Annotated in this window: 11 protein-coding genes; 2 read left to right on the plus strand and 9 right to left on the minus strand. The window is 64.3% G+C overall.

Annotation, left to right across the window (positions count from 1 at the left end):
• Positions 1-3: 3 nt before the first annotated feature.
• The 9 genes from EB230_RS01495 to EB230_RS01535 all read right to left on the minus strand — a co-directional run bounded on the left by EB230_RS01495 (position 4) and on the right by EB230_RS01535 (position 10,553).
• The gene (locus tag EB230_RS01495) at positions 4-903 is read right to left on the minus strand and encodes a branched-chain amino acid ABC transporter permease (RefSeq protein ID WP_172371114.1); all 900 of its coding nucleotides are present in this window, start codon (positions 901-903) and stop codon (positions 4-6) included.
• Positions 900-1,835 (minus strand): ABC transporter ATP-binding protein, encoded by a 936-nt coding sequence (locus EB230_RS01500; protein WP_056569310.1) that lies wholly within the window; start codon positions 1,833-1,835, stop codon positions 900-902. The genes EB230_RS01495 and EB230_RS01500 overlap by 4 nt, the downstream gene beginning before the upstream one ends.
• Before the next feature lie 122 nt (positions 1,836-1,957).
• The gene (sfnG, locus tag EB230_RS01505) at positions 1,958-3,058 is read right to left on the minus strand and encodes a dimethylsulfone monooxygenase SfnG (protein ID WP_056570359.1); all 1,101 of its coding nucleotides are present in this window, start codon (positions 3,056-3,058) and stop codon (positions 1,958-1,960) included.
• Between the two features lie 166 nt (positions 3,059-3,224).
• On the minus strand, positions 3,225-4,685 hold the full coding sequence (locus tag EB230_RS01510; protein ID WP_056569307.1) for an FAD/NAD(P)-binding protein: 1,461 nt from the start codon (positions 4,683-4,685) through the stop codon (positions 3,225-3,227).
• On the minus strand, positions 4,682-5,854 hold the full coding sequence (ssuD, locus tag EB230_RS01515) for an FMNH2-dependent alkanesulfonate monooxygenase (protein ID WP_056569305.1): 1,173 nt from the start codon (positions 5,852-5,854) through the stop codon (positions 4,682-4,684). The genes EB230_RS01510 and ssuD overlap by 4 nt, the downstream gene beginning before the upstream one ends.
• 271 nt (positions 5,855-6,125) lie before the next feature.
• Positions 6,126-7,061, minus strand: a complete 936-nt coding sequence (locus tag EB230_RS01520; RefSeq protein WP_172371115.1) for a sugar ABC transporter substrate-binding protein — start codon at positions 7,059-7,061, stop codon at positions 6,126-6,128.
• Positions 7,058-8,056: an ABC transporter permease gene (locus EB230_RS01525; protein ID WP_244494018.1), complete on the minus strand. Its 999-nt coding sequence runs from the start codon at positions 8,054-8,056 to the stop codon at positions 7,058-7,060. Before EB230_RS01525 ends, EB230_RS01520 begins: the two co-directional genes overlap by 4 nt.
• Positions 8,053-9,051 (minus strand): ABC transporter permease, encoded by a 999-nt coding sequence (locus EB230_RS01530; RefSeq protein ID WP_244494017.1) that lies wholly within the window; start codon positions 9,049-9,051, stop codon positions 8,053-8,055. Before EB230_RS01530 ends, EB230_RS01525 begins: the two co-directional genes overlap by 4 nt.
• On the minus strand, positions 9,048-10,553 hold the full coding sequence (locus EB230_RS01535) for a sugar ABC transporter ATP-binding protein (protein WP_056569298.1): 1,506 nt from the start codon (positions 10,551-10,553) through the stop codon (positions 9,048-9,050). Before EB230_RS01535 ends, EB230_RS01530 begins: the two co-directional genes overlap by 4 nt.
• A gap of 330 nt (positions 10,554-10,883) precedes the next feature.
• On the opposite strand from EB230_RS01535, the gene EB230_RS01540 reads away from it, so the two are divergent.
• A complete protein-coding gene (locus tag EB230_RS01540; protein WP_056569295.1) occupies positions 10,884-11,558 on the plus strand; it encodes a GntR family transcriptional regulator in 675 nt (224 codons plus the stop codon).
• A gap of 24 nt (positions 11,559-11,582) precedes the next feature.
• Positions 11,583-11,912 (plus strand): L-rhamnose mutarotase, encoded by a 330-nt coding sequence (locus EB230_RS01545; protein WP_056569292.1) that lies wholly within the window; start codon positions 11,583-11,585, stop codon positions 11,910-11,912.
• The last annotated feature ends 2 nt before the right edge of the window (positions 11,913-11,914 follow it).

The raw sequence follows: 11,914 nt of genomic DNA on the forward strand, positions 1-11,914 counted from the left end.
GGCTCAGACCCTTTCCACGAGCTTCTGGCCGAACAGGCCGGAGGGACGGATCAGGAGGAAGACGAGGGCCACGACATAGGCGAACCAGCTCTCGATGCCGCCGCCGAAATAATCGCCGATATAGACCTCGGCGAGCTTCTCGCTGGCGCCGATCAACAGCCCGCCGACAATGGCGCCGAGAATGGAATCGAAGCCGCCGAGCACCAGCACCGGCAGCGCCTTCAGCACCACCAGCGACAGCGAGAACTGCACGCCTAGGCGGGCGCCCCAGAGCAGTCCGGCGACAAGGGCGACAAGGCCGGCCGCGGCCCAGACGGTGCCCCAGATCAACGGCAGCCGCAGACCGACGGCGAGCGCGGCGAACTGATCGTCGGCGACGGCGCGGAACGAGAGCCCGATGCGGGTGTAGCGGAAGAACAGCGACAAGAGCAGAACCATGCCGGCAGCCACCACCGCCGCGAAAATGTCGAACTGGCTGATCAGCACGCCGCCGACTTCCAGCGGCACGTCCTCGATGCCGAGGTCGAGACCATGGACCTGCGTGCCCCAGATCAGTTGGGCGGCGCCCTCGATGATGTAGGACAGGCCGAGCGTCGCCATGAACAGCGTGATCGGCGGCTTGTTGGTCAGAGGCCGCAGCACCGTACGCTCGATGACGACACCCATCGCCACCATGATGGCGAAGGTGACCACCAGCGCCAGCGCGAACGGAATGCCGCGCTCGACGAGGCTGACGAAGGTGAGGGCGGCGAACAGCAGCATCGCGCCTTGCGCGAAGTTGAGCACGCCCGATGTCTTGTAGATCAGCACGAAGCCGATCGCGACCAGCGAGTACATGACGCCGGAGAGCAGGCCGCCGACGAGCACTTCGATGAAGAACTGGTAGTCAAAGTCGGCGATCATATGCCTGCCCCGTCCTCGTTGTCGGAGGCGACGCCGAGATAGGCGTCGATGACGCGCTGGTCGTTCCTGACTTCATCGGGCGTGGCGTCGGCGATCTTGCGGCCGTAGTCGAGAACGGCAATGCGATCGGACAGACCCATGACGACACCGACATCATGCTCGATCAGGATGACCGTCGTTGCGAAGCGATCCCGCGCGGCACGCACGAAACCTGCCATCTCGCTCTTCTCGCCGGCGGTCATGCCGGCCATCGGTTCGTCCAGCAAAAGCAGACGCGGTTGCGCGACCAATGCGCGGGCCAGTTCGACACGCTTCTGCAGCCCGTAGGGCAACGTGCCGGCAAGACGATCGCGGACAGCCGTGAGATCGAGGAATTCGAGGATCTGGCCGGCGCGGCTCAAGGAGTCGCGCTGCTCGCCGCGCGAGCGGCCAATGCCCAGCACCTGGCCGGCAAAATTGGAGCGCACCCTGTAGGCAAGGCCGGACGCCACATTGTCGAGAACGCTGAGGCCCTTGAACAGGGCAAGGTTCTGAAAGGTCCTGGCGACGCCGAGAGGCGCCAGCCGCTGCGTCGGCACCTGGGCATAACTGATGCCATCGAGCTGGACGTGGCCGCGGTCGGACCGATAGACTCCGCTGATCACGTTGATCAGCGAGCTCTTGCCGGCGCCGTTCGGGCCGATGATGGCGCGAATTTCGCCCGGGCGAACCGACAGGTCGATATCGGCCAGCGCGACGACACCGCCAAAGGACAGGCTGATGCCGTGAAGCGAGAGCAGCGGAGCGGCGGCGACCGTGGCAGCCCCTCTGGGTTCGGTGTTGCCTTCAGATTGCTGCGCGGGGCTGAATGCCGCCGGCAAGCCGCGCGCAAAGACCTCCGGCGCATAGACCGAGGCCTCCATCATTCCAAGGGCATATCCAGCCAACAGCATTCCAATCGTCCTCGATTGCTCAGCAGGCGCAAAGCCTCGTTGACGCTCGATGGATCGAGCGTGCCTGGAAACCTTGATCGATGTGCAGGTCGGACCGCCCGGCCTGCCTTTTTTGAAAAGGGCTATTCCGCTGCCAGCGACGCTGCCTGTTCAGCATCCTCCAGCTCGCGAACGAGCGGGATGACGTGCTTGCCGAAATACTCGACCTCTTCCTGGAAGTGCAGGAAGCCGAGCAGGATGAGATCGGCGCCGGCACGCTTGAAATCGACAATGCGCTCGGCGACCTGCCTTGGCGTGCCGATCAGGTTCGAGCGGAACCCGTCATTGTACTGCACCAGATCCTCGAAGGAGGACTTTGCCCAATTGCCCTCGCCTTCCGGCGATGCCTTGCCGGCATTCTTGACCTCGTGGCCAAAAGCGTTGACCGCTTCCGGGTTGGCCTTGCCGATGATCTCGGCGAGCACCGCCTTGGCTTCATCCTCGGTCTCGCGGACGATGGCAAAGGCGTTGACGCCGACCTTGACGGAATGATTGTTGGCCTTGGCCTTCGACTTGAGGTCGTCGACCTGCTTGGCGATCTCGGCCGGCGTGTTGCCGTTGGTGAAGTACCAGTCCGAAACGCGCGCGGCCATGTCGCGCGCTGCACGCGATGAGCCGCCCTGGAAGATTTCGGGCACCTGCGGCGGTTTCGGCTTCAGCGAATATTCGTTGAAGCGATAGAAATCGCCACGGAAGGTGAAGCTGTCTTCGGTCCATATTCCACGCAGCGCACGAATGAATTCCTCCGAACGGCGGTAGCGCTCGTCGTGGTCGAGCCAATGCTCGCCGATGGCGTGGAATTCGCCACGGAACCAGCCGGAGACGAGGTTGATGGCGACACGGCCATTGGTCAGGTAGCTGATGGTGGCGAGTTGCTTGGCCGCCAGTGCCGGATTCCAGGGGCCAGGCAGGATCGCCGCGATGACCTTGAGCGTCGTCGTGGCGGCCAGCAGATCATGGCTGAACGCCACGGATTCATGCTGTTCGTCAGCGCCGTAGCCGGCGGTGAAACGGATCTGGCTGAGCGCATAGTCGAAGCCGGCTTTTTCGGCGATCTGTGCCAGCTTGCGGTTGTACTCGGCCGAATGGTTGGTGCGCTGCTCGATGTTGGAAATCACCAGGCCGCCCGAAACATTCGGCACCCAGTAGGCGAACTTGACCGCGTCATTTCCTGTCTGTGCCATGAACTGTCTCCCATTCAGGCCGTGTCGTTGATCGGTCCGGTCGATGCCGGATTTCGCCAACATTTATTATGTCTACTGATTATATATACAAAGTAGTATTTTCCGTTTTTGGCGCCCTCTAGGGTCGGAAATACCAATTTTGCCCGGCCAAGCCGGCTTGTGCCTGTCAGCGCCCGACCGGACTGTGCGCGGTATTGGCACCGACTGCCTCGGCTGGCAGGGATGCTTCGAGCAATTTTGCGATTTCGCCGGCGACTGCCTGGGCATGGCGGGCGACCTCGGGGAGGCCCATGAGTTCGCCAAAGGTCCCTCGCGCCAATGGGCCGGCGACGAAGAGACTGGCGGCCGCCTTGCCATCCCGGCCGACGGCACGACTGTCGAGATTCGTCTCGATGCCCAGTCCGTATCGGTCGGTCCTGACCAGCCCGGCCCCGGCCAGGGAGCGCAGTGCTGGATTGAGCTGCAGCGACTGTCCATGAGCCGGTCCTGTCGTGTTGATGACGGCATCGAAGCGGGCAGTCTCGATCCGTGTCTGCCCGCGCCGTTGAAAGCTGACCGCGAGGCTGTCGCCCTCATCGTTCGACGCGACAAGTCTGGCGGCGATGGTGTCGAACGTGCCGGCGCTCTGGCGGCGGTCGAGCACGGAAGCGACTTGTGGCGCGATCCTGAAGCGATGCACGTCCCAGAACACGCGCAGCTGACGCACCAGCCTTGCCCGCTCCGGCGGAGCAAGGGCCGCCCACAGCACCGGCCCCTGCAGGCGCAACTGGTCGAAGACAGATTGCCAGTTGACGTTGGCCTCGCGCGCCACTGCCAGCGTCGCGCGAATGTTCCTCAGCAGGCCAAGCGCCGATGTGGCCGGCGCCGACGCAAAGTCACCAAAGGGCTCCCCCCTGACATCGGGATGGCCACGCGAGCGCAGCCCGCGGCGCGACAGCGCCAGGATGCGGCCGCGATGGCCACGGCGATCAAGCTCGGCCACCATGTCGGCCGACGTTAGCCCGGAGCCGACGATCAGCACCGAGGCTTGTGGTCCGATCGCGGCAAGAGCTGACGCCGCATAGGGGTTGGCGATAAAACCCGGCGCTTCCGTCAAGGACTCCAGCGCATTGGGAATCCCAGGTTGAGGATGCGTCGCCGCCAGGATCATGATGTCGGCTGAGACAGGCCCGGCGGAAGTCTGCACGTTCCAACCCGGGCCATCACCGTCGCGGATCACGCCGGTGGCGTTTCCTTCCACGTGACGAACCGCGCCTGAAGCGAGATGGGGAGCGAGGTGCTCGGCGACGTAGCGGCCAAAGACGCGCCGGCGCGGATAGATGTCGCCATTCTGCCAGAGGGCGTCCGTGTCGCTCTCGATTTCCCCACTGCCGGCCAACCAGCGTGCAAAATGCTGCGGATCGTCGGGAGCCATGCTCATTCTGACAGCCGGGACATTGACCCGGTGCGACGGCTCCTCGCTGGAATAGGCCAGGCCGCCGCCAAGCGCCGGTCGCGGCTCGATCACCGAGATCGACAGGCGCTCCGGCCGATGCGCCCGCGCCAGGTGCCAGGCCACGGCAGCGCCGGAGAAGCCGCCGCCGATGATGGCGACGCGCAATCGGCGGGCCGGAAGCAGCGCGTTCACGAGGCGCTGGCGAGCGATTTCGGCCGGTGGTCGCCGGCGATGGTCTCACCGAACGGCCCGGTGTTGACGGATGTGCCGGCTGCCTTGACCGGGTGATCGGTCGGCAGTTTCGGCAGCACCAGTTCGCCGAAACGATAGGCTTCCTCCAGATGCGGGTAGCCGGACAGGATGAAGGTATCGATGCCGAGGCGTCGGTATTCGTCGATCCGCTCCGCGACCGTGTCGGGATCGCCGACAAGGGCGGTGCCTGCGCCGCCGCGCACCAGGCCGACGCCGGCCCACAGGTTGGGCGCGATTTCGAGCTTGTCGCGGCTGCCGCCATGCAGCGCGCTCATGCGCGCCTGGCCGACGGAGTCCATGCGGGCAAAGACTTTCTGAGCCGAGGCTATCGTCGCGTCGTCGAGCCGGCTGATCAGGCTCTCCGCCGCGGCCCAGGCCTGTTCGGTGGTTTCACGCGCGATGACATGCAGGCGAATGCCGAAGGAGAGTTTGCGACCGGCCTTCTCGGCCAGTTCGCGCACGGCGTCCAGCTTGCGCTCGACATCGGAAGGCGGTTCGCCCCAGGTCAGGTACTTGTCGATCTCCTGCGCCGCCACCACCGATCCGACATCCGACGAGCCGCCGAAGTAGAGCGGCGGATAGGGCGTCTGCACCGGCGGGAACAGCAGCCTGCCGTCCTCGATGCGGAAATGCTTGCCCTGATGCTCGACCGTCTCGCCGCTCAGCACGCGCTTGTAGATCTGGAGGAATTCCTGCGTCACTTCATAGCGCTCGGCATGCGAGAGGAAGATGCCGTCGCCCTTGTTTTCCAGCGGATCACCGCCGGTGACGACATTGATCAGCAGCCGGCCATTGGAGATGCGGTCGAGCGTGGCGGTCATGCGCGCGGCGAGTGTCGGCGATTGCAGGCCGGGCCGGACGGCGACGAGGAAACGCAGCCGCTCGGTCAACGGCGCCAGCGCCGAGGCGATCACCCAGGAATCCTCGCAAGCACGGCCGGTCGGCAGCAGCACGCCGTAATAGCCCAACGTGTCGGCCGCCTTCGCCACCTGCGTCAGATAGGGTAGGTCGACGGCCCTGCCGCCTTCCGTCGTGCCGAGATAGCGGCTGTCGCCATGCGTCGGCAGGAACCAGAGAACCTTGATGCGATCAGGAATGTCCTTGGTCATGGCTGGCCTCCGGCAATGCGGCGGCGGCCTGACGAGGTTGAAAGCGGGCGCGGAAGGGCGGGCATGGCGGAGTCCTGTCCTGGAAAACCAGATCGCCCGCGCACTTTGCTTATTCTATAAATTCTGTAGAGTTAGTTTATTCCAAATCCGCCGCCAAAACTGGAAATTCTCTCCTTCAGGCCAACAGCGTTTTCCCGACGCGAGCGAGATGCAAGTCCATCAAAATCAAGCGAAGGCCGGCCCGGCGCCGTGCCGGGCCGGCCTTGACCGATCAGAACGCCGGCTCGACCGAGTTGACGTTGTCCTTGGTAACGACGGTCAGCGGGATCGGCAGCCGGTCCTTGACCTCCTTGCCGTCGATGATCTCAGCCATCGTGTTGATGGCCAGGCGGCCGTCCTCGACCGGGGACTGCACGATGGTCGAATACATCTCGTTGGTGCGGATCGATTCGAACGCGTCCTTCTGGCCGTTGATGCCGACGATCGGCGGTGCCGCCTTGGACGGGTTGGCCTCCTTCCAGGCGTCGATGAAGCCGCGCGCCATGGTGTCGTCATTGGCGTAGACGCCGCTGATCTGGTCGCCGAAGCGGGTGATCAGGTCGCGGCTTACCACCAGCGCCTTCTGCTGGTCGAAGTCGGCATTGACGGTGTCGAGCACCTTGATGTCGGCATTGGTTTCCTTGAGGCCATCCGTGAAGCCGGTCACGCGGCCGATCGTGGTGCCGTTGCCGGCCTGGCCGGCGATGATGACGACCGAGCCCTTGCCACCGAGCGCCTTGCTGAGCGAATCCGCGGCGAGCTTGCCTTCCTCGTAGACGTCGGGCCCGGTGAAGGACTTGATGAACGGCTTGGCATCGTCGCTCATCGGTGAATTGATAAGGATCGCCGGGATGTTGGCCTGCTGCGCGCGGGCGAGGCCCGGTATGTAGGCCTGCGGATCGAGCGGCCACAGGATGATGCCGTCGACCTTGCGCGCCACGCAGGTGTTGAGCTGCTCGGTGCCCTTCTGGACGTCGAAATCCTGGCTGAGGCTGAGGATCTCAATGTCGAGTTCCTTGGCACGGGCTTCAAGGGCCTTGTTGGCCGGCGTGGTATAGGCATGCGAATCCGCCGCCGTCACATAGCAAACCGTCTTGGCGCTGGCCCAGCCTGTCGATGCCAGCACCGCAATGGCGGCGATCTGGAGCATGCTTGTCTTGCCGATCATGTTTTTCCTCCTTGAGTGATTGGATTGTCGCGAATGAGCGCGGGGCGCGTGCCCGTAGCCCTCCCCTTGGTGGTAATGGCCCGATCAAGCACGACGAGCAGGATCAGGATGAGCCCCGATACGACCTGCTGGACGTATGCGGGAACGGACTGGAACTCCATGGCGATGGTCAGCGAGCCGATGGTCAGCACGCCGCCGAGCGTGCCGAGCGCGGATCCCCTGCCGCCTTCGAGACGGGTTCCGCCGACGACGACGGCGGCGATGACGGCAACCGTCAGTTCCGAGCCGAAGACGGGCGAACCGGTGTTGGTGACGAGGCTCTGCAGAACCCCCGCCAGGCCGGCAAGCGTGCCGGCGAAGACAAAGCCGAGACAGACGATGCGGTCCGAAGCAATGCCGCTTTCCTTGACGGCCGCCGGGTTGGAGCCGACGGCAAAGACATTGCGGCCCGGAATGGTGCGCGTCAGCCACAAATGCAGCAGCACGATCAGGATGATGAACAGCGCGCTGCGAATGGTGAAGACTTCGAGATAGATCTTGGCCAGCGCCAGCGAGAGCATGATGTCGGTGCCTGTCACCGGCTGGCTGTTGGTGATCCAGTGCGCCAGCGAACGGAAGATCAGCATCGTCGCCAGCGTCAGGACGAGCGAATTCACCTTCAGGCCGACGACCAGCGCGCCGTTGATGGCGCCGGCCAGCGTGCCGACCAGGATGCCGGCGATCGCGGCTGGGAGGATGCCGATCTCGCGCTGGAGGATGACCGACACGATGCCGGCCAGCGCGAACACCGCGCCGCCGGAGAGATCGATCTGGCCCGATATCAACAGCACCGTCAGGCCGATGGCGATCAGGCCGATCGTCGCCGCGCGGTCGAGGCCTAGGCCGAGGGTCGAGGCGGAGAAGTAGCCCGGAACCACCAGAGCGGAAATGATGAGCGTCAGGCCGAGGATGATCACGACCCGGTGCCGCGAGGCAAGCGTCAGCAGCCGCATCATGCCACCCCCCGCTTGCGCAACGCCGCATCCATGCCGACGGCGCCGACGATCAGGATGCCGAGCACAAAGCCCTGGATCGGCGTGCGCACGCCGTCGAGAACCATGACATTGGTCAGAAGCTGCACGAAGATGAGGCCGGCGATCGCCCGCGGCACCGAGCCGAAACCGCCGATGATCGACACGCCGCCGACCACCACCGCGGTGATGGCGCTGAATTCGTAACCGGCCCCGATGAGCGGCCGCGCGCTTTGCAACGTCAGCCCGAGCAGGCCGCCGCTGATGCCGGAGGCGAGCGCCGTGATCACGAAGGCGCCGGCCTTCACCGCCTGCACGGGAACGGCGCTTGCCTCGGCGGCTTTGTAATTGCCGCCGGTGGCGAGCGTCCACCGGCCCCAGAAGGAACGCGACAGCACGAAATGGCCGATGAGGGCGATGGCCAGGAAGATCAGCACCACGACCGGAATGCCGAACAGGCGGCCCTTGGCGAATTCGGCCGAGGCCGGGTTGCTGCCATAGACGATGACCCCGCCGACCGCCGCCTGGACGATGCCCAGGCCGATGGTGCCGATGCCGAGCGTGGCGATGATGGGATTGATGCCGACATAGCCGACCAGCACGCCGTTGAGCAGGCCGATCAGGCCGGCGAGGCCGACGGCCAAAACGAAGGCGGGCAGCGGACCGATCAGCGGCTGCAGCCCGAGCGACAGGATGGCGCCGCAGGCGATCGTTGCCGGCACCGACAAGTCGGCCAGCCCGCCGACCACCAGCACGAAGGTCATGCCGACGACGACGATGCCGACGATGGACATCGAGGTCAGGACATTGAGCAGATTGCCTGTGGTGAAAAAGGCAGGGCTGACAAAGGAGCCGTAGAGCAGGACGGCCAAAATGGCGAAGGCGAGCCCCGCTTTCGACAGAGCGCCGACAAGCCTGCCGCCGCGCGTAAAACGGTCGTTGCGGTTCACGCCGGTGATCTCCATGGCCACGTCGGTCACGCCATTTCCTCCCCCGTCGCCAGCGCCATGATGCGTTCCTCGCTGAGGTCGGCACGCATCAGCGGTTCGCAAGCGTGCCCGTCGCGCATCACCACGACGCGGTCGCAGACGCCGAGGATTTCGGGCAGTTCCGAGGAGATCATGACCACCGCCATGCCGCCCGCGACGAGCTGGCCGATAATGTGATGGATCTCGGCCTTGGCGCCGACATCGACGCCGCGCGTCGGCTCGTCGAGGATCAGCGCCGACGGCTTGGCGGCAAGCCATTTGGCGATCACCGCCTTCTGCTGGTTGCCGCCTGAAAGGAGATTGATGCGGCGTTCGCCGTCGGGCGGCGAAATGGAAAACTGCTTCACATAGTCCGCCGCCAGCGCGCGATCGGCACCGCGGCTGATACGCCCGAAACGGCTGAGGCGGCGCAGTATGGGCAGGCTGATATTTTCCCGGATCGACATGCCCGGCACGATGCCGTCGCCCTTGCGGTCTTCCGGAACATAGGCAATTCCCGCCTTGACCGCCTGGGACGGGGAATTGATCGAGACCTTGCGGCCGTTGACGCTGACCGTGCCTTCGACCAGCCGCGACAGGCCGAAAATGGCGCGCGCCACCTCGGTGCGGCCGGCGCCGACCAGACCGGTCAGGCCCAGTATCTCGCCGGCCCGCACATCGAAGCTGATATCGCGGAAGTGCTTGCCGTCGCTGATGCGCTCGACGCGCAGCCCGGACCTGCCGATCTCGGCCTGGCTTTTGGGGAAGACGTTGCTGACCTCGCGGCCGACCATCAGCCGGATCATCTGGGCGGCATTTATGCCTTGGATCGGACGGGTCTCGATCATTGAGCCGTCGCGCAGCACGGTCACCTCGTCGGCGATCTCGAGCACCTCTTTCAGCCGGTGGCTGATGTAGATGATGGCGATGCCGTCGTCGCGCATCTTGCGCAGGATCCGGAACAGTGCCGCCGTCTCATGCTCGCTGAGGCTCGATGTCGGCTCGTCCAGGACGATGATGCGGGGCTGGGCCGCGTAGGCCTTGGCGATCTCGACGAGCTGCTGCTGGCTGATCGACAAATCGCCGAGCCGTTCGCGCGGGTTGATGGCCGCTCCCAGCTCGTCGAGGACGGCGGCGGCCTTCCTGACCATCTCGCCCTTGCGCAGAAAACTCCATTTGCCGGGCATTCGGCCCAGATAGACGTTTTCCGCGACCGTCAGATCCGGCACCAGATTGATCTCCTGATGCACCATGCGGATGCCGAGCGCCTGGGCGTCGGCCGGCCGGCGCATGCGAACCTCGGCACCGCCGACCTCGATGGTGCCGCTGGTGGGTGCGTAGGAGCCGTTGAGCACCTTCATCAGCGTCGATTTGCCGGCGCCGTTTTCGCCCACAACAGCGTGGACGGTGCCGAACCTGACAGCGAAATTGACGTTGGACAGAGCCCTCACGCCCGGAAACGTCTTGCTGATGCCTTTCATGTCCAAGGCGAAATCGGCGGCGACGGCACTCATGTCTGGCTAGGTTCCTCCCTGGCGGCCTATCCCGTTGTCCTCGGCACCGGATGGTGTATTATTTTAGTATAATATCCTATTGGAGCGCGAGCCACCTCTGACCTGAATGCTCACCTCCGGGTGTGCGAATTGGTTCAGGCCTTCGTCTGCGGATCGAATTCCTCAGTGCGGATGCCGGACTATTGCACTAATATAACAGTTCTGACAAGCTGGATTCCGATCTGCCTGGAACCGCTCCGTTGCGGGGGATCGCCACGCGCATTGGGTGCATTCCAATTTACATTCTAATATAATCTGATCATTTCTGGTGAACGAAGCTACGGATTTGCCATGGACCTGGACCCTACGACCCTCAATCGGGCTCTGCCGCTCCGCGATCAGATCTATCAGAAGATCCGTAATCTGATTGTCGTCGGACAGATGAAGCCGGGGGAAGTGATCAACGAGGTTGCCATCGCGGAGGCACTCGGTGTTTCACGCACGCCCGTTCGGGAAGCTGTCAAGCGCATCAGCGACGAGGGCCTGGTCAAGATCCTGGCGCAGACCGGCACCTATGTCGCGCCGATCAGCCGCGCCGACCTGGAAGAGGCCTATGTGATCCGCCGGGCACTCGAGATGGAGAGCGCCAGGCGTGCGGCCGTGAAGCTGACGCCGGCAGCCGCCGAGCTGCTTGAGGACAACATGGCGGCGCACCGGCTTGCCATATCGCGCGGCCGGTACGCCACCGCGATCCAGCTCGACGACGTCTTCCATCGTACCATTGCCGAGATCTGTGGCCTGCCAATGATCTGGCGGGCCGTCGACATTTCCAAGGCGCAGATGGATCGTGGCCGTTATCTCGCCATCCCCAAGCCCGGGTACGGCGAACAGACGATCGAGCAGCACGAGGCCATCCTTGACGCGCTGAAGCGACACGATGCCGAAGGCGCCGCGAAGGCAATGGAGCACCATCTCGAGACGTCGTTCCGCAACACGCTCGAAGTCGCCGCCGATCTTCTCGGCTGAACCCGCACCGGAGACGACCCGCACATGCGGAGAATGGGACTTTGCATCGGCCTGAAGGCCGAGGCGATCGCCGAGTACAAGCGCGTCCACGCCGCCGTCTGGCCTGACGTGCTCGAAGTCATCAGCCGCGCCAACATTAGCAACTACTCCATCTTCCTGCGTGAGCCCGAGAACCTGCTTTTCGCCTATTGGGAGTATCACGGCAGCGATTTCGCCCAAGATGCCGCGCGAATGGGCGAATCCTCCGCCATGCGCAAATGGTGGGAGCTTTGCGATCCCATGCAGAAGCCATTGCCGACCCGCGCCGACGGGGAATGGTGGGCAGCCATGGAAGACGTCTTCCATCTGGACTGACC

The organism is Mesorhizobium sp. NZP2234 (assembly GCF_013170765.1).
GTDB lineage: Bacteria > Pseudomonadota > Alphaproteobacteria > Rhizobiales > Rhizobiaceae > Mesorhizobium > Mesorhizobium loti_D.